Source organism: Agrobacterium sp. NPDC058088 (genome assembly GCF_042885035.1).
Taxonomy (GTDB): Bacteria; Pseudomonadota; Alphaproteobacteria; order Rhizobiales; family Rhizobiaceae; genus Agrobacterium.
Map to the genome: position 1 here is coordinate 725,855 of NZ_JBHVSU010000001.1, position 20,433 is coordinate 746,287.

A 20,433-nucleotide genomic window follows, 5' to 3' on the forward strand; every position below is an offset into this window, starting at 1 on the left:
AAGGCCAGGAGGTGATGTCCATGAACATTCAAGCTACCAACCGGATGACGCCAGCGGAAACCGCGCTGGTCGATGCCTACACCGCTAAGTTCAGCGAGCTTCCCGGCGATGGCGCCGTGGTTGCCGCGCGTGACGTGCTGTTCGACGATCTGAAGACCGGCGGTCTTCCGACCCGTCGCATCGAGGCCTGGCACTATACCGATCTGAAGAGCCTGCTGCGCACGGTTCCCGAAGACCGGCCCGCACCTGTGATCGAGAAGGCGACATCTGTCGTCGCCGGTTCGTCCGTCGCTTATGTGCTGCACGGTACGGCCGATATCGGCAAGGTCGATGGCGTCAGCGTATCGCGTTTTGCCGACAGCCTTCTCGACGGCTCTGCCGCCGCAGGTCTGGCGGAAGCCAGCAAGGATGACACGATTGGCCGCATCAATGGCAGCTTCGTGCGTGACGGCCTCATGGTCGAAATTCCCGCCGATGCTGAGCTCGACAAGCCGATCGAACTGCAGGCGATCCATGGCGCAGGCCAGGTTCACAGCCGCTTCCCGGTGCGCTTTGGCAAGGGTTCGAAAGCGACCGTCATTGAGCGTCACCTTTCGGTGACATCTGATGCGGCACTGGTCTCCTCAGTCAGCGATATCGTCGTTGAGGATGGCGCGGAAGCAACCTGGATTCTGTTGCAACAGCAGGGCGCCGCCGATATTCACCTTGGTCAGCTGCGCATCAAGCTTGGTGCGGAAGCCAAGCTGCGTCTCTTCCTGGTCAATGCCGGCGGCAAGCTGGTGCGGCAGGAACTGCGCATCGACGTGGAAGGCGAGGGCACTGACCTCATCGTTCGCGGCGTCAACCTGATTGGTGGCGAAACCCACACTGATGTGACGATGGTTCTTGGCCACAACGTGCCGAACACGACCTCGACGGAAGTTTTCCGCAACGTGGTGTTCGACCGTGCAAAGGGCATTTTCCAGGGCATGATCCGGGTCGCACCGGATGCGCAGAAGACCGACGCGAAGATGGCCTGCAACACGCTTCTGATGTCTGACGATGGCGAGTTCTCGGCAAAGCCGGAACTGGAAATCTTCGCCGATGACGTTCAGTGCGGCCATGGTGCAACGGTTGCCGATATCAGCGACAATCATCTCTACTACCTGATGGCGCGCGGCGTTCCGCGGGTGAAGGCACGGGCGATGCTCGTCAACGCCTTCGTTGCCGAGATCGTCGAGGAACTGGAAGAAGAAAATCTGGTAGAGGCGCTGGAGACGATCATTTCCGGCTGGCTGGAACATCATGCCTGAGAGCGAACGCGCCGCAGTGGCGGCCCCTTATGACATCGAAGCCGTGCGCCGGGATTTCCCGATCCTGTCGCGCGAGGTCTATGGCAAGCCGCTGGTCTATCTCGACAATGGCGCGTCCGCTCAAAAACCGCAGGTGGTGATCGACGCCGTTTCGCATGCTTATGCAAACGAGTACGCCAATGTGCATCGCGGCCTGCATTTCCTCTCCAATGCCGCAACCGATGCCTATGAGGCGGCGCGCGAAAAAGCGCGCCGGTTCCTCAATGCCGGTTCGGTGGACGAGATCGTCTTTACCAAATCTTCCACTGAGGCGATCAATACGGTTGCCTATGGTTACGGCATGCCCAAGATCGGCGAGGGCGACGAGATCGTCATCTCGATCATGGAGCATCATTCCAACATTGTGCCATGGCATTTCATCCGCGAGCGGCAGGGCGCCAAGCTGGTCTGGGTGCCGGTTGATGATGACGGCGCATTTCATATCGAGGCTTTCGAAAAGAGCCTGACGGAGCGCACCAAGCTCGTTGCCATCACCCATATGTCGAATGCGCTCGGTACCATCGTGCCGGTGAAAGAAATCTGCCGCATCGCGCATGAACGTGGCATTCCGGTGCTGATAGATGGATCGCAGGGTGCGGTTCACATGCCGGTGGATGTGCGCGATATTGATTGCGACTGGTATGTGATGACCGGTCACAAGCTTTACGGTCCCTCGGGCATCGGCGTGCTTTATGGCAAGGCTGACCGCTTGCGCGAGATGCGGCCGTTCCAGGGCGGCGGCGAGATGATCCTCGATGTTTCCGAGGACAACGTGACCTATAATGAACCGCCGCACCGTTTCGAAGCCGGCACGCCGCCCATCGTGCAGGCGATCGGCCTCGGTTATGCGCTCGATTATATGGATAATCTCGGCCGCGCCGCGATTGCAGCACACGAGGCCGATCTTGCCGCTTATGCCGCCGAGCGGCTGCGCGAGATCAATTCGCTGCGGATCATCGGCAACGCGCCTGACAAAGGCGGCATTTTCTCCTTCGAGCTAGAGGGAATTCACGCCCATGATGTCTCGATGGTGATCGACCGGCGCGGCGTTGCTGTGCGGGCCGGCACCCATTGCGCCATGCCGCTCTTGAAACGCTTCGGCGTCACCTCCACATGCCGGGCATCGTTCGGCCTTTACAATACCCGCGCCGAAGTAGACTCTCTTGTCGAGGCGCTGGAATATGCGCGCAAATTTTTCGCCTGATATCGCAGCTTGAAATCAGGATTGAGGTTTAAGACCATGACTGCCGATGCCACTGCAAAGACCCAGGATGCGACCGAAGCTCAGGAAAAGGTATCCACCATTCCGCCTGATGAGCTTGCACGCCTCAGCGACGATGTGATCGCGGTGCTGAAGACCGTTTATGACCCGGAAATTCCGGCCGACATCTTCGAACTCGGGCTGGTCTACAAGATCGATATCGAAGACGACCGGATGGTCAAGATCGTCATGACGCTGACGGCACCCGGTTGCCCGGTGGCCGGCGAAATGCCGGGCTGGGTGGAGAACGCCGTTGGCGCCGTCGAAGGTGTTTCCGGTGTCACCGTCGAAATGACCTTCGATCCGCCGTGGACGCCGGACCGCATGTCGGAAGAAGCGCAGGTTGCCGTCGGCTGGTACTGATTTGATTTTGACTGGTGTCATCCCTTGATGACATCGTCAGGCGAACTTAAATTGAATTCCATAAGCATCGAGCCTTGAACTCGATTGTCGAAGGAGAATGGGCCCATGGGCTTTGCAATCATGACCATGACCGGGGCTGCGGCCTCCCGCGTTAAGGCGATCGTCGAAAATTCCGGACCGGACGCCAAGGGCGTGCGCGTCGGCATCAAGAAGGGCGGCTGCGCGGGCATGGAATATACCATCGACCTCGTGACCGAGCCGGATGCGAAGGACGATCTGGTGGAGTTCGAAGGCGCTAAAGTCTGGGTTCAGCCTTCCGCCGTGCTTTATCTGCTCGGTACGCAGATGGATTTCGAAGTGACCAAGATGCGCTCCGGTTTTACCTTCAACAATCCGAACCAGACATCCGCCTGCGGCTGCGGTGAATCGGTTGAGCTGAAGCCTGCGGATCTCGCGGCGCTGGCGAAGCAGCGTGAGGCTGAAGCCAGCGTTTGATTGGTTACGCTATCTCTGCGATGGAGAGACAGACCTTTCTTATGCACACGGCGTTGCTACAAACGCTACGTCATCCTCGGCTTGACGCGAGGATCCATCCCCGTGAAATCGCTTGAGACGTTTGTAGATCCTCGGGTCAAGCCCGAGGATGACGGATGACAAGTTTCAGATTCATTTTCCGCAAACTGTGTCCCGCGCAAATCAGCTTTCGAAGGATCATGATTGCTGTTTCAGCGTATCGATAAAATCCGCCAGCGGATGAACCGATGGCGTCGTCGTCAATAGAGGCTCCAGAGCCGCGGCGACCTCCCGGCAATCTTCTGCAGAGAGTGGCCGGAGGCTTGACGTGACCCTGTTATAGTCAGGCGTCCCGCGCGAGGCGAGCGAGCGATGGATCACAAACACTTCCGTCTGCCCGTCCTGTCGCTCCAAAAATAGGGCCAGCGATCCGCCGTCTGCAGCCGCAGCGCTATCGGATACGGATTTAAACATCCAGATTTCTCCCGCTACCTTTTACCCTCACTCGTGTCTCAGGGCTTCGATCGGGCTGAGACTCGCCGCCCGCCGAGCGGGAAAATAGCCGAATATCACCCCGATGGCTGCCGAAAAGGCGAAGGCGAGGAAGATGATGGACGGGCTGGTGACGAAGGGCACGTTGAGATAACCCACGACGGCATAAGCAAGGCCGAGGCCGGTGAGGATACCGACGAGGCCGCCGAAGGCCGACAGCATGACCGCTTCCACCAGAAACTGGGTCAGCACCTGTTTTTCCAGCGCGCCGATCGCGAGGCGAATGCCGATCTCGCGGGTACGTTCCGTTACCGAGACCAGCATGATGTTCATGATGCCGATACCGCCGACCAGCAGGCTGACGGCCGCGACCGCACCCAGAAGCCCGGTCAGCAGCGTCGTCGTACCGGTCATGGCCGAGGCGATCTGCGTCATGTCGTTGACAGTGAAATCATCCTCACGGCCGATGTTGATGCGGCGGCGTTCGCGCAGCAGGTTCTGCAAGTCGCTCTGCACTTTGGCGGTCGAAACGCCATCCTGCGCCGAAACCATGATCGAGGAGATGGTGGTGGTGCCACCGATGCGCCGCTGGTGGATTTTGAGCGGCATGATGATGGTGTCGTCCTGATCGTCGCCGAGGCCGGACTGGCCTTTTCTCGCCAGCACACCGATAACGGGGCAGGAGATGTTGCTGACGCGGATCGTCTGCCCCACAGGGTTTTCCGCACCGAACAGTTCCTGCCGCACGGTTTCGCCGATGATGCAGCCGATCTGGCCGCCGCGATCTTCGGCGGGCTGGAAGTCACGACCCAGCGCGATCGTCCAGTCCTGGGCGATCAGATAATCATTGGTGGTGCCAATGACGCTTGTCTGGTGGTTCTTGCCGCCGAAAATGACTGTGGCGGCGGAACTGCGGTTCTGCGGCGCGACGGCGCGGATGCCTGATATCTGGTTGCGGATGGCCTCAACATCGCGATCATCGAAGCGCTTGGCCTCGGTGCTGGCACGGCCGGGCCCGAACTGGCCGGGGCGCACGAACAGCATGTTGGTGCCGAGCCGCGACAGCTCGGATTTCACCTGTTCCGTGGTGCCGTTGCCGATGGTGACCATGGCGATAACGGCGGCCACACCAATGACGACGCCGAGCACGGTGAGGAAGGAGCGTAAGATGTTGCGGCTGATGGCGCGCAGCGCAAGACGCGACGTTTCAAAGAACATCGGATGTCTCCTTTTTATCCGCTGCACTATCGGAGGCGAGGTGGCCATCGACGAAACGCAGCAGGCGCCCCGCATGGGCGGCGATATCCTCTTCATGGGTAACCATGACGACGGTGATGCCTCTGTCGCGGTTGAGCGCGGTGATCAGATCCATGATCTCGTTGCTGGTCTTCGTATCGAGATTGCCGGTCGGTTCGTCAGCCAGAAGCAGGGCGGGGCGGGTAACGATGGCGCGTGCAATGGCCACACGCTGCTGCTGGCCGCCGGAAAGTTCCTGCGTGGTGTGATCCTCGCGGCCCTTCAGTCCCACCTGCGCCAGCGCCTCCATGGCGCGCTCACGCCGTTCCGAGGCCTTCATGCCGCGATAGACCAGTGGCAGCTCGACGTTTTCCACCGCCGAGGTGCGGGAGAGAAGATTGAAGCCCTGAAACACGAAACCCAGCATGTGACGGCGCAGCAGCGTCAGGTGCTCATTGTCGAAGCCGCTGGTCGGCACGCCCTGAAAAAGATATTCGCCAGCTGTTGGCACATCCAGACAGCCGATGATGTTCATCGAAGTGGATTTGCCCGAGCCTGATGGACCCATGATGGCGACGAATTCCTTTTCACGAATGGAAAGGCTGACGCCATCGAGCGCACGGATCGTCGCTTCGCCGCGTCCATATTGCTTGACGACATCGCGAAATTCGATGAGCGGCGGCTGTTGCATGCGGTTCTCCTGCGTCAACCGGCGTTGCGGGCGGTTGCGTCGGTAATCACCTGGTCATCGACTTTCAGTTCGCCCGATTTCACCACGGTATGCTGACCGTCGGTGGAGCCGGTTTCGATGGCGACGGAGACCGGATTGTTGTTGCGTAGCACCCATACCGTTCGTTTACCCGTCACCGCCTTCGCAGCGTCGCGGCCCTGCGAGCGACCCATGCGGGGAGGGCGGAACAGGCTCATCAACCCGCCGCCACGGGAGGCGGATTCGCGCGGCGGCGTGTAGCGAAGTGCCGAATTCGGCACCAGCAGCGTATCCTTGATGTCTTCAACGACGATATTGGCCGTCGCCGTCATGCCAGGGCGCAGCAGCAGTTCCGCATTGTCGACCGTTAATATGCCCTTGTAGGTCACAACGTTGGAAACGGTTTCAGAGGCGAAACGAACGGTTTCTATCTCGGCCGGAAAACTGCGGTCAGGATAGGCATCGACGTTGAAGGTGGCTTTCTGTCCGGTCTCGACCTTGCCGACATCGGCCTCATCCACCGAAACCTGCAATTCCATGTGGCGCAGATCGCCGGCGATGGTGAAGAGCACCGGCGCGTTCAGCGAGGAGGCGACGGTGGCGCCGGGGTCAACGCTCCGGGTGAGGATGACGCCATCGATGGGTGAGACGATCTTGGCCTTGCCGAGATTGACCTCGGCGAGCCGCAGATCCGCTTCCGCCGAAAGCACGGTTGCCTCATTCACCTCCAGCGTCGCAGCGGCGGCATCGTGGGTGAACTGTGCTGCATCCAGATCCTGCTGGCTGGACACACGGTTCTGCACCAGCGATCGAAGGCGCTCCATGGACGTCTTTGCCGAGCCGAGATCGGCACGCGCCTTCAGCACGTTGGCCTTGGCGGAGGCGAGTTTGGCGCGGGCGCTCTGGACGTCGGCCTCCAGCTTGTTGGTATCCAGCTCCGCCAGAACGTCTCCAGCCTTGACCGGGGTATTATAGGTGACGTTGACCTTGCGCACCGTGCCGGACAATTCGCTTGATATATCGACCTGATCCGTCGGCTGAACCGAGCCGGTTGAGGTGACGATGACCGAGAGATCGCCCTGACGCGCGGCTTCCGTCGTGTAGTTATAGGCAACGCCTGCGGCGCGCGACTGGTAATAATAACCAAGGCCACCGCCAACCAGCACGAGGAAGGCGGCCGCATAAAGATAGCGGCGCGATTTCTTCTTCCTGCCGTTTCGGTTCGTTCCCAGAATCTCACGCAGATCGGGCTGGCTGTCTGGTGTGTCGCGGCCATTGCCGTTGGCGTCATTCATTCTCGTCACTCGCAAATTTCAAAATGCCACAGAGGGTTGTTTCCGCTCTGCGGTTTGTCCGTCCATCTGTCGCCGTTGTATTCCTCTGATTGTGGGAAGTGACATAGCTTGCCTCAAGGGTGAAGTGAAAACTTGGTAATATTTATGATAGTTCTGGTCTGCTAGAGATAGGAATTGGAAAGACCGATGCCACCGATGCGGCAGAGGTTTCAGCAGCGACATTCAGGACGATGATGAAATGAACGACAACGTGGTGAAGTTCCGCAAACCGGTGCCGCCGAAAAAACCACGCGAACCAATGGGGCCAAAAGCGAAGAAGGCCCTGACGATCGTGGCCGTGATCGCCTTCTTCGTGGCTGCGTGGGGTTATTTTTCGTTTGTAGGGAAGGGGTGACGCGATCCTGCGTGCGACGGAATCCGGACGTGCTGTATGAGGACGATATTGGGAATTGACGCCGCTTGGACGGCGACCGAACCGAGCGGCGTCGCGCTGGTTGTCAAGGATGACTCATGCTGGCGGCTGCGCGCGGTTGCCCCCTCTTACGATCATTTTCTTGCACGACAATACGAGGCATCAGCCCGTAGCGACCGCCCTCGTGGTTCGGTTGCACAGGCGACAGAACTTCTGGACGCCGCCGAAGCGCTTGGCGGATGCAAGGTCAACCTCGTCGCGGTTGATATGCCGCTTTCACATGCCCCGATAACGGCTCGACGCGTTTCGGACAACAGGGTTTCCTCGGCTTATGGTGCCCGCCATTGCGGCACGCACACCCCGAATGCTCTAAGGCCGGGCAAGATAAGCGACGATCTCAAAATCTCCTTCGAACACGCAGGATATCCACTCCTGACGACGCGGGTCTGCGAGCGCGGTCTTCTTGAGGTCTATCCCCACCCCGCATTGGTTGAGCTGACGCAATCGGAGAAGCGGCTCCCCTATAAACACTCGAAGATCGGCAGCTATTGGCGATCAGACACCATTCCCGTTCGGCGCACGAAACTGGTTGAAGTTTGGCGTTCGATTGTGGCGCATCTCGATGCCCGCATTGGCAATGTCGCCGATGCTCTCACCATTCCTCCCATCGGCGCGCGAACATGGGAAATGAAGGCCTTTGAAGACATGATGGATGCAGTTGTTTGCGCCTGGATTGGCATCTGTGTTCTGGAGGGCGATGCGATCCCTTATGGCGACCAGACGTCCGCGATCTGGATACCGGCGGCGCAATGATTGTTGTCGCCTTTGAGGAAAGGTGGCGACCCCTGCAGGACTCGAACCTGCGACCTACTGCTTAGAAGGCAGTTGCTCTATCCAGTTGAGCTAAGGGGCCGTCATGCCGGGCAATTGATGCTCCGGCAGAAATCTTCAATGGGCGTGTTTCAGTGCGTCCAGGGCTGGGTGCGGTTGAAACGGAAATTGTCGGTGTAGGAAACCACCTTACGGGTTGCTTCCTTCGGCAGGATGACGCGGTATTCGATGCCCTTGCGCTGGGCATAGGCTTCGGCCTGTTCCTGCGTCTCGAATGTCAGCTTGACCTGCTGCTTCATGTCGGAACTGGAGGTGTAGCCCATGATCGGATCGATCTTGCGCGGAACCTCGGCGTCGAATTCCAGAACCCAGACATTGGTCTTCGCCTTGCCGGATTGCATGGCGGTTTTTGCAGGGCGGTAAATCTTCGCAGACATGTCGAAACTGCTCCGGTTGGACAGCGGGGTGAAACACCCCGGATTATTCATCACGTACCTGAATAGAATAACCAAATCGTGTCAGGAACGTCGAATTTGAAATGGACTGACTTCAGGTGAGAGTCAAGACGATTATCCCCTTACGGCTTCATCAAACCCTGCGGTTTCGGCGTCATCTTTTGCCCGTCGGGGGCGCGGCTGAATAAAGATGAATTTCCCTGTTGCGGACTGCGGGTGAACCGTGTATTCCCCAGCCATCGCCTCGGCGGAGTGTAGCGCAGTCTGGTAGCGCATCTGGTTTGGGACCAGAGGGTCGGGAGTTCGAATCTCTCCACTCCGACCATTTTAAAGCTGAACATCAGCTTTCCGGCGTAACCCTATCCCAAAGAACACATTTATTCCGCAGGTGGACCGGCGAGAGTGCTCTCTGCCGTGCCGATGGTCATGACATTGCCGCGCCATGCCACCGCGCTGCCAATCCAACTGCGGGTCCATACGACGGGCATGATCATGTCGCGGGCGATCATGGCCGGCAGCGTATGGAGCGATACCGGCCAGCCATTGAAGGCAGCGAGCGCCAGCTCCGGGCCGTACATCAGGGCGAGAACGACGGAGGCCGTCGCTATGAGGTTCACATCCGTCATCGCGGCAGCAGCAAGCGCGAAAAGAAGCGGCGGAAGCGCGCCGGTAAGAATCTCAGGTGCGAAATATTGCGGGAAGGTAACGCGTCTCAGCCGTGCCCAGCGGGTCTGTCGCGACCAGATTTCGCCGGCATGGCGCTGGCCGAGTGGTTGCTCGAACGGAGCGGAGACCAGATGCACCCGGCGGCCGGCGTTTCGAACCAGCTTGGTTGAGGCGGCGTCCTCGGCGATTTCGGCGGCCAGGGCGCGGATGCCGCCGCGGTCCTCCAGGAACGGCTTGTTCCACAGCATTGATTTGCCCTGTGCGAAACCCATGCCGATTGCTTCGGCAGCATATTGCCAGCGTCCCTGCGACCCATTGAGGAAGGCGCACTCCACATTGGCCCAGAACCCCACAGGGCGGGAACCGAGCGGCGGTGAGCAGACCAGCCCACTATCCTGCCGCCAGGCCGACATCATGGTGGTTATGTAGGATTTGGGCATCAGCACGTTTGAATCGGCCAGAATCACCCATTCGTGCCTGGCGGCGCGCCAGCCCTTGACGCAATTGTTCAGCTTCGGATTGGCGCTGACGCGGTCGTCGCCGAGAAGCAATTGCATGGAGACCGAAGGAAACGTGGCCGCGGCCTTGCGTACTTCCGCGATAACGGGATCGAATTCGTCCGCAACGCAGAACAGCAGTTCGTAATCCGGCCAGTCGAGCTCAAAGGCGCGCGAGAGCGTCAGCGGCGTGAAGTTTTCGACGCCGCGCAGCGGTACAACCAGTGAGACCGGTGGTTTTTTCTGGACAAGATCGTTTTCCGCGTCCCGTCTCGTCAGTCGCCAGCCGGCGAGAACGATGCCGAGAAGATTGAAGGCAAGGAGCAAAATTGCGCAAAGGGCAAAGACGGTTTCCATGCTGGCCAGTTCCACTCCCGCGCTTTTGGCGATCCACCGCCAATCGATTCCATGGAATTCATCTCTGCGGATTATAACGTTTGAGTGACAGTTACATGTCATCATCGGAAGGCAGAGGCAGGGAGGCGCGCCGTGCATGAGAGCACTGTGGAAGCCTCACGCAAAGAAAAGCCCTCCATGAAGAAGGGCCCAATCATCATGACGGTCAAATTGTTCTAGTGGACGTTCAGGATATGGGCATGGCTGCTTGCAACGAGAAACGATTCCCTTGCTATCTCGATGTCGCATTTGCCGGCGATGGCATCGAGGCAGTTTCTGCGAGCCTCCTCATATTCAGGTCCATGTTCTTCGGGCCAGCGATACATCAGCATGTCCAGCGCGACCAGCGGACTATAGATTTCCACCGCGGCCGAAAGCGGCAGGTGGATAGCCACCGGTTTCATCCACGAGGCGTGGTGACACGGCTCTGTTCTGTGAATCAGCATGTCATTTTCCTCCCTGTTTCGTGTGCCTTAAAGACCCTCCAAGCTCCCATGCGCGTAATGCCCACCTCACGCAATTGTTCCCGATCACCTAAAATGTGATCGGCCAGGGGGTTCCAATTTTTCAAGATGAATGGAAGATGAACAAATAGATGAACCGGAGATGAACAAAACCGCCGCTTGAGGCGTTGTTATGTCCATAAGAAGGAGAACGCATATGTTCAATTTATCAGGCATTCAGGAAAGCTTTTTCGGAGACCGCATGGCTGGCGTATGCCAGGCAATCACTTCGGCTCTGGCCTTCGAATCAGGGCTCGAAAAGTCGCGTATTTCCGCGATGGTCGAAAATGACGTGATTTATCTGGAAGGTACGGCCGATTCGGTCGAGGCGATCGATATCGCCATCAATCTTGCCGCTTCGATCTCCAATTGCCGGATTTTGAGCCATATCGAGCCGGTTTACTGATTATTGCGTCAGCCGGGCGAAAATTCGTCCGGCGCATTCAGAGGCAATAACGCGGCAAGGTCAGTTCCGGTTGCCGATTTGCGCGCTGCTAACCATATCGCCCGGCTTGATGCCATAGCGTTTCGCGGCGCCACCATTCAATTCCAGCACGAATTTTACCGGTCCGCGCGAGCTGATGATCGCTTCCGAATGCGGAACCGCATTTTCATGGATGTGGGTGATTCGGCCATCGCTGCCGATGAACAGCATATCTAGCGGTATCAGGGTATTGCGCATCCACATGGCGACCGGGCGTGGTTCATCGAAATCGAACAGCATGCCGCTTTCGGGGGGCATCGATTTGCGGAACATCAGGCCTTGTTGGCGCTGGGCGTCGTCCAGAGCCAGTTCAGCAGTGAAGTCGTATGTTTTTCCAGAAGCCGTTGCAATCGTCAGCGGTTCGGACGTGAACGTCACCCGTTCCTGAGCCTGAGCAACGCCAGCGAGCGTGAAAAAAAGAAGCGCCATGACGGCGCTTTTTACCATATGGGGCAGGGCGGACATCAGTGCGACATCCCCATCGACGCCGGGTTGTCGGGGTGGATTTCCGCCGCCATCAGGCCCTTGTCGCCATCGCCGTAGCGCACCAGCACCACCTGGCCGGGACGCAGTTCCGCCAGGCCAAAACGGCGAAGCGTTTCCATATGCACGAAAATATCTTCCGTTCCTTCGCCACGCGTCAGGAAACCGAAACCCTTGGTGCGGTTGAACCACTTGACGATGGCGCGTTCCAGCCCGCTTGAGGGCGTCACCTGCACATGGGTGCGTACCGGTGGCAGCTGCGAAGGGTGAACGGCGGTCGACTGATCCATGGACAGGATGCGGAAAACCTGAAAACCGCGGTCGCGCCGCTGGATAAGGGCGACGATGCGCGTGCCTTCAAGGATTGTCTGGTAGCCGTCGCGGCGCAGGCAGGAGACATGCAGCAGCACATCCTGCGCGCCATTATCGGGAACGATGAAGCCGAAACCCTTGGCGACGTCGAACCATTTCACGACGCCAGTGATTTCGGTCAGGTCCACGGCATCGCCCGAAAGGTCCTCGACATCGACTATCGTTTTCGATGACATCCTATCAGCCATATCCTGCCAACCCCTCGATTACGCGCCATACACCGGTCAACTGATTCCTGTGCGCCAGATTAACATCTTGGTAACGGTTTCACGCAAGCCCTAGTTTTTGATTTACGCAGCTGCTTTTATGTCGCCGTCCTTGTCCGGGGCTTGCCATTGTGCGTTTAACGGCTTCGGACCCGTGTAATGGAAAGGAATAAAATGCGGTATCTGCACACGATGGTTCGCGTCAAAGACCTTGGCGAATCACTTAAATTCTATGTCGACTTGCTCGGTCTTACCGAAATACGCCGAATCGAGAACGAAAAAGGCCGGTTCACGCTGGTATTTCTTGCGGCGCGTGACGACATTGCTGCGGCCAAGGAAAACAAGGCGCCGTGTCTGGAGCTGACCTATAACTGGGATACCGAGGATTATACCGGCGGCCGCAATTTCGGCCACCTCGCTTATGAGGTCGATAATATCTACGACTTCTGCGCGCGCCTGCAGGAAAACGGTATCGTCATCAACCGGCCACCGCGTGACGGTCACATGGCTTTCATTCGCTCGCCTGACGGTATTTCCTTCGAGATTCTGCAGAAGGGCGAAAGCCTCGCACCAGCCGAACCGTGGATATCTATGCAGAATACCGGTTCCTGGTAGGGGTTTTTCGGTGAATAGCTGCGTTTTCGGGCGCTCTTGCCTTGTCCTGAGAGGATGAGGCATAGTCCGCGAATCGAAACGGCCGGTTCCGTTTTGGAAAAAGCGCACGATTCCGTTCCCGTGCAGCTGCTTGGAAATGCAAGATACGGAGGCCATCCATGAAAACTGTCGGGAGTGCGAAAGGACGCCTTTCGTGTCAGCGTTTCGTTGTCGCGGTTTCGCTGCTGGGGCTTTCCGGTTGCGTTTCGGCGGTAACGGATGACGAGATGGCCGCCACGGCGAAGAAGCCGGAAATCGCCGCACAGCACAAGCAGCAGACGGCCGCGGCGACAGTTTCCGCACCGGCGGCCGGCACACAGCCGGGACATTATGTGGATCCCGCCGTCGCATCGGCGGCCGGTGCCGGCAATGTTCCCGCCCAGCATCAGGCACCCGGTAGTCCCGCCCAGGGTTATGGTGCGGCCGCTGACATTGGCGGGCTGACGACGCAGCCGACGGCGATTTCCGCTGGAACGTCCAGCATCTATTCCACAGCGAACAGGGCAATGCCTTCCGCTTCCGCAGCGGCTCAGGGCGCGGCCGCAGCCCAGGGCGGTTCCGGCCAGAAAATCGTTCCCGCTGTCAGCAGCGTCTATTCCGCGCCGATGCAGCCGCAGCCTGTTGCCGCGCCGGTCCCCGTTCCGGCAGCCGCTCAGGTGCCGACGGAACAGCATAGCCAAAACCGCCAGCCCGCCGCCGTGCCGGTGCCGCCGCCGGAACAGCTCGCGGCCGCGCAGCCTGCGGCCAATGGCGGAGCGACGGGTGAGGGGCAGGAAGGTGAAGGAAAGGGCGTGACGCTTGCGGCATTTTTCGCCGGCGCGGCCAAGAAGCGCCTGCCGAAGATGATCGAAAACGGCACGGCCGGTAACACTGAAGTTGCCGCCTTGTCCGGAGGCGCTGGCGGATCGATGGGCATTGCGCTTTCCGGTCGCTCGATGATGTCCGAGGAATTCGACGACGCCCATCTCGATGAAGAAGACGACCAACCGACCGGCCTGATGAAGCTCGCCTCACTCTCGGGGCTTACCCGTGTCGCCCCGAACGGGCTTTTCCTGCAGACGGATCATGTCGAAGTCGGCTGTTTCAAGCCGGAACTGGTGCGGATGATCAAGGATGTCGAGCGTCATTATAATAGCCCGGCGATCGTTACCTCGGGTTATCGCCCGCCGAAGGGAATAAGGCAGGGCTCCAAGCACTATACCTGCGATGCCGCCGACATCCAGATCAAGGGTGTTTCCAAGTGGGAGCTCGCCACCTATCTGCGTTCCCTGCCGGATCGCGGTGGCGTGGGCACCTATTGCCACACCGAATCCGTGCATATGGATACCGGCGAAGCGCGGGACTGGAACTGGCGCTGCCGCCGAACGGCCATTCGCAAATAATCCCTGGCGCGTTTTATAGCGCCGCGACCATGAGCCGTGCCTCTCGGGAAGGCTGGAGATCGCGCCCGCATGGACGGATGGCTCCGCTTGCTGTAGGAGGCGGTTCGTTGTGTCCCCCTATGGTGCCTTGCGAATGCAGCCTGTCTCCACTTTCCCTATCTATATCATTTCGATTGCCCGCGCACGGGCGCGGCTGGCGAAGATGCTTGAGGGCGCTTCCGGCCTCGATCTCGACCTGCGTCCGGTGGAGGGAGTGGACGGCAAGACCATTTCCCCGGACGACTGGCGGGATTTCGACCGGCGCGGCTTCGAACTGCGCAATGGCCGCCACGCTCTGCCGGGAGAATATGGCTGCTACGCCAGCCACATCAAAGCGCTCGAAACCTTCCTCGCGACGGACGCGCCTGTCGCCGTGATCGTTGAGGATGACGTTGCCTTCACGCCAGATTTCTCGGAACGGGTCAAGGCAATGGTTGCGGTGATGCCTGACGATGCCATCATAAAATTGACCAACCACCGTCGAAAGGGGTTCAAGGGCCGCAAAACCAGCGCCCTTGGTGACAACTTTGGCCGGTGCATCTACGGTCCCCAGGGCTCATCTGCCTGCTACATCATCTCCCGCATTGCTGCTGCGCGTTTCCTCAAGACGGCGCGAAGGATGACGCTGCCCTTCGACCGGGCTCTTGAATGCGGCTGGGGCTACGGCACCGAGGTTTACGTCACCGACAAGGATTTCCTGCCATTTGGCGACCCGGATACACTCGTTGGCACGCGCGACGAATATAAGGGCAGCAAGTTCGCCCGCTTGAGTAGGCTTCCCGCTTATCTTTCCAGCTTTTACGACAACATCGCGCGGTACATCTACGCCTATCGGTAGGCATGGCTATCCTACGGCCTTCAGTGCAATCTCTCCCGAAACATAGCGCAATCCTGTCGTGCTGTGAGGGTCACGCTACGACCGTATCCGCGTCAAAATGCCTAATGTTGCGGAAGGGAGTTCCGGGGTAATTCTCGCGGCGATAGTGTTGAATCAAAATCTGGAAATATCAGAAATGTGGGACTTTTTCCCTATAGTCTTCCTGCCGTTCAAGCTTCTCGTGTTAGGCATCGGCATGTTTTACGCCATCAAGTGGCATCACGATCAAGCCAAGAACAAGTAGAAAAACCAGCGGACCCCAATGTCCGCTGAGCAGGGAAAAAAACCCGTTTACTCCGTTTAGGGTTGTGCCGCTCTGGCATCGTTCCGCTAACTTTCGAACGTTCCTTCGGTTCGCAGCTGCGACGGACACAGGTGCGGTGGGCACCTTCCACTGTGCCGGTCAGCCGGGCGACGTCCAAAGTTTAGAGAGTGTCCTGTGTCACCGCTACAAGGAGCCGAGCTTGTCGTAGCCTCGGTCGCGGCAATGTCTGCAACGCTGCTTCCAACGCTGCATATTTAATGACGATCTTGCCGGCTTGAAGAGTGTTATCAACGGATAAGTGCTTGTTTCCGTTGGTGAGAGCGCAGGGATTCGAACCCTGGACCTACTGATTAAAAGTCAGTTGCTCTACCGGCTGAGCTACGCTCTCCCGCGGTGGGCTTGGTTGCCCTTCGGAAGTGCGCGGAACATAGGTAGAGCGATCCGTTCGGTCAACCCAAAAAAAGCGGTTTCGACACGCAATACGGTTTTTTTTGTCGCACCCCCGAAAAGGTGATTGGAGAGAGGGGGCGGCTGGGGATAAAACCGGCCTCAGACGTGTCGGCAGACGGGTGAAATCGTTTTGCAGCAATGACATGCATGAAAATGAAACGTGAAGCATCGGCGAATAGTGAGAATCGCGGGGCTTTGCGGGATGCGGAGTTCTTTCTTGTCGATTGCCGATATTTCCCTGTTCAGTGCGCTTCTGGCCGGCGCTCTTTCATTTCTCTCGCCCTGCGTCCTGCCGCTGGTGCCGCCTTATCTCTGTTACATGGCGGGTGTTTCGGTCGAGCAGTTCAGGACGGAGGAGACCGCGCCGCGGCCGGAGGTTCGCCGGGCGGTGCTGTTTTCGGCTTTCTGCTTCACGCTCGGTTTCGCCACGGTGTTTGTGGCGCTGGGGGCAGGCGCTTCGACGATCGGTACGCTTCTGCGGCAGAATCTCGATATCCTCGCCAAGATCGGCGGTTTCATCATTATCCTCATGGGTCTGAATTTTCTTGGTGTTTTCCGCATCGGCCTGTTTTCGCGCGAAGCGCGGTTTCAAGGGGCGGGCAAGCCCGCAACCCTGTCCGGAGCCTATGTCATGGGCCTCGCCTTCGCCTTTGGCTGGACGCCATGCATCGGCCCGGTTCTGGGGGCAATCCTTGGGGTTGCCGCTTCGCGTGATACGGTGGGCGATGGCGCGATGCTGCTTGCGGTCTATTCAGTTGGTCTTGCGGTGCCGTTCTGGATCGCGGCGGCGTTTTCCGGGTCGTTCATGCGTTTCCTTGTGCGCTTCCGCCGCCATCTCGGCCTCGTGGAAAAGCTGCTCGGCGTGTTGCTGGTGCTCACCGGTCTCGCTTTCATGTCCGGTTTCATCACCAATGTCGCGATCTGGTTCCAGGAGACCTTTCCGATCCTGATGCAAATCGGCTAAGCCTCCGGCTGTACTTGTTCTGAGGGAAGGCCGTGGCCGATATTGTTGGACTGCTTTTACCGTTTTTCGGCCTGATCTTCATCGGCTACGGTGCGGCGCGCATCACCAAACAGCCAGTCGAAGCAATGGGCTGGCTGAATACCTTCATTATTTATGCCGCGCTGCCGGCGCTGTTTTTCAAGCTTGTTTCGAAAACGCCGGTGGAAGAGCTGGCGCGGATGGATTTTGTCGTTGCCAGCCTTGCCTGCACCTACGGCATTTTCCTTTTGGTGTTCCTCATCGGCCGTTTCGTGCGAGGGAACAGCCTGGCCGAAACCACGATCCAGAGTTTCGCGGCCAGCTATGGCAATATCGGTTATATGGGCCCGGGCATAGCGCTTCTGGCGCTGGGCGAGAAGGCGGCGGTGCCGGTGGCGCTGATTGTCTGCCTTGAAAACGCTGCGCATTTCATCGTCGCGCCGGCGATGATGGCGGTTGCTGGCGGGGACAAGCGCTCGGCGGGAAGGCTTGCCCTGGATGTGGCGCGCAAGGTCATCACCCATCCCTTCATCGTGTCTGTCGTCGCCGGTTTTCTGGCCGCTTCGTTCTCCTGGCAGCCACCGGAGGCGGTGCAGCGGCTGGTGGATTATCTGGCGCAGTCGGCGGCGCCCTGCGCTCTCTTCGCCATGGGGGTGACGCTGGCGCTGCGGCCGATGAAACGGGTTCCGGTGGAAATCAGCTATATCGTGCCGGCCAAGCTGATCCTGCATCCGCTCGCGGCTTATCTCGTTCTTTCGTCGCTCGGGCGATTCGAGCCGGTGTGGATTTATTCCGCAGTGCTGCTGGCCGCGCTGCCGACAGCGACGAATGTCTTCGTCATCGGTCAGCAATATCACGTCTGGCAGGAGAGGGCGTCGGCAACGATCCTGATCTCGACGGTGCTGTCGGTCTTCACGCTGACCGGCGTGGTTTATTTCATCCAGCCTTTTTGAAACTGCCGAACAGCAGCGAGGGCAGGGCTTTCAGTCCACGTCCCGACTCGATGCCTTCGCGCATGACCATGCTTCTGAGCGTGCCGATGCCGGAGAGGATGTGCAGGCCTGCCGCGCGGGCCATCTGGATGGGCAGGAAGTCGGAAAGCAGCGACCGGTTCAAAAGGTCGACGCTCAGCGTCCGGCTATAGACATCCGCGCGCCGCCTGCGGTCGAAGCTATTGCCGGCATCGGCCGCAATCGGTCGGTCAGAGACGGCGCCGAGCAGTTCCGTCAGCACGATGATGTCGCGCAGGCTGAGGTTCAGGCCCTGTGCACCGATGGGTGGGAAACCATGCGCCGCCTCACCGATCAGGGCGACGCGGCCCTTGCCGAAACGATGCGCCGTCATGGAAGAGAGCGGCCATGCCTGTACGCTGTCTTCCACGGTCACAGCTCCGAGCATGGATTGCATGCGTTCCTCGACCTTAAGGCTTAGTGCCTCCAGCGGCAGAGCAGTCAATTCTTCGGCCTGCTGCGGCGTGACAACCCAGACGAGGCTGGAGCGGTTACCGGGCAAGGGTACCTGGGTGAAAGGTCCGGTGGGCGTGTGGAATTCCGTCGAAACATTGCCATGCAGACGGCTATGGCCGAAGTTCAAAACCACGGCGGTCTGCGGATAAGACCAGGATTTGGCACCGATGCCGGCCGCTTCCCGCACCATCGATTTCCTGCCATCCGCACCGATCAGGAAATCAGCGGAAACCACGTCGCCATCCGCGACCGTGATCGAAATCCGGTCATTGCCGATGTTGATCGTCTCGGCAGTTGTGTCGAGGCGGGTGATATTGTGTTCCTGCTCCACTGCTTCGCTGAGAACACCGAGCAACGCCTCGTTCGGAATATTCCAGCCGAAGGCGTCGAGACCGATTTCGGAGGAGCGAAACTGCACGGTCGGCGCATGCAGCAACCGATCAGTGCCGTCGATGATCTGCATGGTGGAAAGGCGTGCGGCGGAGGGTGCTACGCGTGACCAGAGGCCAAGGCGATCCATGAAACGGATGGACTGGTCCATCAAAGCCGTTGTGCGTCGGTCCTTCCTGTCGCTCGAAGGTGCGATGAGCGCCACATGGCGGCCGGCCCGCGCCAGCGCAATTGCCGCGATCTGGCCCGCAAGTCCCGCACCGGTAATAGCGATATCGAAGTGTCTCATGGTCCTGATCCGTTGTTATTTCCCGAGCATCATAGAAGCTTTGCGCGGGTAAATCCACTTGGGCGCCGGAACATCCGGGCACAAACATTCGTTGGTTGAGAGGCGATATTAGTCTTAGGATAAGCGGATTGAGCCGGTTGCAAAGCGTGGTGAATGGCCGCATACCGGAATGAACAGGGCGGATGGAAAAAACGGGGCGCAGACGCTGACTATGAAAATTTTCAACTACAAGCGTGTTCCCTACGCGGAAATCCGCGCCTTTTCCGTTCATATTCTCACGGCGTCCGGGTCGTTTCTGGCTTTTCTTGGCGTCGTCGCTGCTTCCGAACACCGGTTTGTCGATATGTTCTGGTGGCTGGGGCTGGCACTTTTGGTCGACGGTATCGACGGACCCATTGCCCGCAAGGTGCGGGTCAAGGAAGTTCTGCCCAACTGGTCCGGCGATACGCTCGACAATATCATCGACTACGTGACCTATGTGCTGTTGCCCGCCTTTGCGCTTTATCAGAGCGGCATGATCGGCGAGCCGCTGTCCTTCGTGGCGGCCGGCATGATCGTGGTGTCGAGCGCCATTTATTATGCCGATATGGGTATGAAGACGGATGAATATTTCTTCTCCGGCTTCCCGGTGGTGTGGAACATGGTGGTGTTCACCCTGTTCGTCATGGATGCCAGCGCAACCACGGCCATGATCATCGTCACCGTCTCGGTGTTCCTGACATTCCTGCCGATCAATTTCCTGCATCCGGTGCGGGTAAAACGGCTGCGGCCGCTTAATCTGCTCGTCGTGGCGATCTGGTGCGCGCTTGGCGGTTACGCGCTGCTGATGCATTTCCAGACGCCGACATGGGCGGTGGTCGCCTTCGTGGCGAGCGGCATCTATCTTTATTGCATCGGTGGGATATTGCAGTTTTTCCCCTCGCTGGGCGCGAAATAAGAAAAAGGTAAAGCCGTTTATTGCTTGTGCAAATTGCATTTAAGCAACTGCTTTTTATGTTGTGCGCAGCAGCAAAACAGTTATCAATACATCTTGATGGCGCAGCATTGCATACGACCTGCGGCGCGATTGGGAACAATGACCGCGGCCGTTGAAACGCCTCGCAGAAGGCATGGACGTCCGGTGAGAGAGGGAAC

Annotated in this window: 23 protein-coding genes and 3 tRNA genes; 14 read left to right on the forward strand and 12 right to left on the reverse strand. The window is 58.7% G+C overall.

Annotated elements, in window-relative coordinates:
• Positions 1-20: 20 nt before the first annotated feature.
• From sufD to sufA, 4 genes are all read left to right on the forward strand, one after another.
• Positions 21-1,292, forward strand: coding sequence for a Fe-S cluster assembly protein SufD (gene sufD, locus ACFVTJ_RS03565; protein WP_386904673.1), 1,272 nt, complete (start codon positions 21-23; stop codon positions 1,290-1,292).
• Positions 1,285-2,535, forward strand: a complete 1,251-nt coding sequence (locus ACFVTJ_RS03570) for a cysteine desulfurase (RefSeq protein WP_386904675.1) — start codon at positions 1,285-1,287, stop codon at positions 2,533-2,535. Before sufD ends, ACFVTJ_RS03570 begins: the two co-directional genes overlap by 8 nt.
• Positions 2,536-2,571: 36 nt before the next feature.
• Positions 2,572-2,955, forward strand: coding sequence for an SUF system Fe-S cluster assembly protein (locus ACFVTJ_RS03575; RefSeq protein ID WP_386904677.1), 384 nt, complete (start codon positions 2,572-2,574; stop codon positions 2,953-2,955).
• 105 nt (positions 2,956-3,060) lie between these two features.
• A complete protein-coding gene (gene sufA / locus ACFVTJ_RS03580) occupies positions 3,061-3,450 on the forward strand; it encodes a Fe-S cluster assembly scaffold SufA (protein WP_004442383.1) in 390 nt (129 codons plus the stop codon).
• 216 nt (positions 3,451-3,666) lie between these two features.
• Here the strand turns inward: sufA and ACFVTJ_RS03585 are convergent, their stop codons facing one another.
• From ACFVTJ_RS03585 to ACFVTJ_RS03600, 4 genes are read right to left on the reverse strand one after another with little or no spacing between them, the layout of a single operon-like run.
• Positions 3,667-3,942 carry a hypothetical protein gene (locus ACFVTJ_RS03585; RefSeq protein WP_386904680.1) on the reverse strand — a complete coding sequence of 92 codons (276 nt, stop codon included), beginning with the start codon at positions 3,940-3,942 and terminating at the stop codon, positions 3,667-3,669.
• A gap of 27 nt (positions 3,943-3,969) precedes the next feature.
• Positions 3,970-5,178 (reverse strand): ABC transporter permease, encoded by a 1,209-nt coding sequence (locus tag ACFVTJ_RS03590; protein WP_386904682.1) that lies wholly within the window; start codon positions 5,176-5,178, stop codon positions 3,970-3,972.
• A complete protein-coding gene (locus tag ACFVTJ_RS03595) occupies positions 5,168-5,887 on the reverse strand; it encodes an ABC transporter ATP-binding protein (RefSeq protein WP_386904685.1) in 720 nt (239 codons plus the stop codon). The genes ACFVTJ_RS03590 and ACFVTJ_RS03595 overlap by 11 nt, the downstream gene beginning before the upstream one ends.
• A gap of 14 nt (positions 5,888-5,901) precedes the next feature.
• The gene (locus ACFVTJ_RS03600) at positions 5,902-7,200 is read right to left on the reverse strand and encodes an efflux RND transporter periplasmic adaptor subunit (protein WP_386904687.1); all 1,299 of its coding nucleotides are present in this window, start codon (positions 7,198-7,200) and stop codon (positions 5,902-5,904) included.
• A gap of 238 nt (positions 7,201-7,438) precedes the next feature.
• On the opposite strand from ACFVTJ_RS03600, the gene ACFVTJ_RS03605 reads away from it, so the two are divergent.
• Together ACFVTJ_RS03605 and ACFVTJ_RS03610 are read left to right on the forward strand one after the other, a co-directional pair.
• On the forward strand, positions 7,439-7,594 hold the full coding sequence (locus ACFVTJ_RS03605) for a hypothetical protein (RefSeq protein ID WP_386904689.1): 156 nt from the start codon (positions 7,439-7,441) through the stop codon (positions 7,592-7,594).
• A gap of 36 nt (positions 7,595-7,630) precedes the next feature.
• Positions 7,631-8,425, forward strand: coding sequence for a DUF429 domain-containing protein (locus ACFVTJ_RS03610; protein ID WP_386904691.1), 795 nt, complete (start codon positions 7,631-7,633; stop codon positions 8,423-8,425).
• A gap of 23 nt (positions 8,426-8,448) precedes the next feature.
• Here the strand turns inward: ACFVTJ_RS03610 and ACFVTJ_RS03615 are convergent.
• Both ACFVTJ_RS03615 and ACFVTJ_RS03620 read right to left on the reverse strand, forming a co-directional pair.
• A tRNA-Arg gene (locus ACFVTJ_RS03615) sits at positions 8,449-8,525 on the reverse strand.
• A 49-nt stretch (positions 8,526-8,574) separates the two neighbouring features.
• Entirely contained in the window at positions 8,575-8,880 is a 306-nt protein-coding gene (locus tag ACFVTJ_RS03620) for an ETC complex I subunit (protein WP_173987132.1), read from the reverse strand.
• A gap of 266 nt (positions 8,881-9,146) precedes the next feature.
• Here ACFVTJ_RS03620 and ACFVTJ_RS03625 point away from each other — a divergent pair.
• A tRNA-Pro gene (locus tag ACFVTJ_RS03625) sits at positions 9,147-9,223 on the forward strand.
• A 52-nt stretch (positions 9,224-9,275) separates the two neighbouring features.
• Here ACFVTJ_RS03625 and ACFVTJ_RS03630 read toward each other — a convergent pair.
• The gene (locus ACFVTJ_RS03630; protein ID WP_386904693.1) at positions 9,276-10,418 is read right to left on the reverse strand and encodes a ceramide glucosyltransferase; all 1,143 of its coding nucleotides are present in this window, start codon (positions 10,416-10,418) and stop codon (positions 9,276-9,278) included.
• Between the two features lie 215 nt (positions 10,419-10,633).
• Positions 10,634-10,903 carry a DUF982 domain-containing protein gene (locus ACFVTJ_RS03635; RefSeq protein ID WP_386904694.1) on the reverse strand — a complete coding sequence of 90 codons (270 nt, stop codon included), beginning with the start codon at positions 10,901-10,903 and terminating at the stop codon, positions 10,634-10,636.
• 214 nt (positions 10,904-11,117) lie between these two features.
• Here ACFVTJ_RS03635 and ACFVTJ_RS03640 point away from each other — a divergent pair, with 214 nt between their 5' ends.
• Positions 11,118-11,366 (forward strand): BON domain-containing protein, encoded by a 249-nt coding sequence (locus tag ACFVTJ_RS03640; protein WP_386904696.1) that lies wholly within the window; start codon positions 11,118-11,120, stop codon positions 11,364-11,366.
• A 60-nt stretch (positions 11,367-11,426) separates the two neighbouring features.
• On the opposite strand, the gene ACFVTJ_RS03645 is transcribed toward ACFVTJ_RS03640, so the two are convergent.
• Positions 11,427-11,909 (reverse strand): DUF192 domain-containing protein, encoded by a 483-nt coding sequence (locus ACFVTJ_RS03645; protein ID WP_386904698.1) that lies wholly within the window; start codon positions 11,907-11,909, stop codon positions 11,427-11,429.
• The gene (locus ACFVTJ_RS03650) at positions 11,909-12,487 is read right to left on the reverse strand and encodes a cold-shock protein (RefSeq protein ID WP_386904700.1); all 579 of its coding nucleotides are present in this window, start codon (positions 12,485-12,487) and stop codon (positions 11,909-11,911) included. Before ACFVTJ_RS03650 ends, ACFVTJ_RS03645 begins: the two co-directional genes overlap by 1 nt.
• A 192-nt stretch (positions 12,488-12,679) precedes the next feature.
• Here ACFVTJ_RS03650 and ACFVTJ_RS03655 point away from each other — a divergent pair, with 192 nt between their 5' ends.
• The 3 genes from ACFVTJ_RS03655 to ACFVTJ_RS03665 all read left to right on the forward strand — a co-directional run bounded on the left by ACFVTJ_RS03655 (position 12,680) and on the right by ACFVTJ_RS03665 (position 15,418).
• Entirely contained in the window at positions 12,680-13,120 is a 441-nt protein-coding gene (locus ACFVTJ_RS03655; RefSeq protein ID WP_386904702.1) for a VOC family protein, read from the forward strand.
• A gap of 158 nt (positions 13,121-13,278) precedes the next feature.
• Positions 13,279-14,541, forward strand: a complete 1,263-nt coding sequence (locus tag ACFVTJ_RS03660; RefSeq protein WP_386904704.1) for a YcbK family protein — start codon at positions 13,279-13,281, stop codon at positions 14,539-14,541.
• A gap of 109 nt (positions 14,542-14,650) precedes the next feature.
• Positions 14,651-15,418 carry a glycosyltransferase family 25 protein gene (locus ACFVTJ_RS03665; protein ID WP_386904706.1) on the forward strand — a complete coding sequence of 256 codons (768 nt, stop codon included), beginning with the start codon at positions 14,651-14,653 and terminating at the stop codon, positions 15,416-15,418.
• A 616-nt stretch (positions 15,419-16,034) separates the two neighbouring features.
• On the opposite strand, the gene ACFVTJ_RS03670 is transcribed toward ACFVTJ_RS03665, so the two are convergent.
• Positions 16,035-16,110, reverse strand: a tRNA-Lys gene (locus ACFVTJ_RS03670).
• Positions 16,111-16,389: 279 nt separating this feature from the next.
• On the opposite strand from ACFVTJ_RS03670, the gene ACFVTJ_RS03675 reads away from it, so the two are divergent.
• Positions 16,390-17,136 (forward strand): cytochrome c biogenesis CcdA family protein, encoded by a 747-nt coding sequence (locus tag ACFVTJ_RS03675; RefSeq protein WP_386904707.1) that lies wholly within the window; start codon positions 16,390-16,392, stop codon positions 17,134-17,136.
• Positions 17,137-17,168: 32 nt separating this feature from the next.
• The gene (locus ACFVTJ_RS03680) at positions 17,169-18,107 is read left to right on the forward strand and encodes an AEC family transporter (RefSeq protein WP_386904709.1); all 939 of its coding nucleotides are present in this window, start codon (positions 17,169-17,171) and stop codon (positions 18,105-18,107) included.
• Here the strand turns inward: ACFVTJ_RS03680 and ACFVTJ_RS03685 are convergent.
• A complete protein-coding gene (locus ACFVTJ_RS03685; RefSeq protein WP_386904711.1) occupies positions 18,091-19,299 on the reverse strand; it encodes a UbiH/UbiF family hydroxylase in 1,209 nt (402 codons plus the stop codon). The two genes, ACFVTJ_RS03680 and ACFVTJ_RS03685, sit on opposite strands and share 17 nt — an antisense overlap.
• A gap of 211 nt (positions 19,300-19,510) precedes the next feature.
• Here ACFVTJ_RS03685 and pcsA point away from each other — a divergent pair, with 211 nt between their 5' ends.
• Positions 19,511-20,236 (forward strand): phosphatidylcholine synthase, encoded by a 726-nt coding sequence (gene pcsA / locus ACFVTJ_RS03690; protein ID WP_386904713.1) that lies wholly within the window; start codon positions 19,511-19,513, stop codon positions 20,234-20,236.
• The last annotated feature ends 197 nt before the right edge of the window (positions 20,237-20,433 follow it).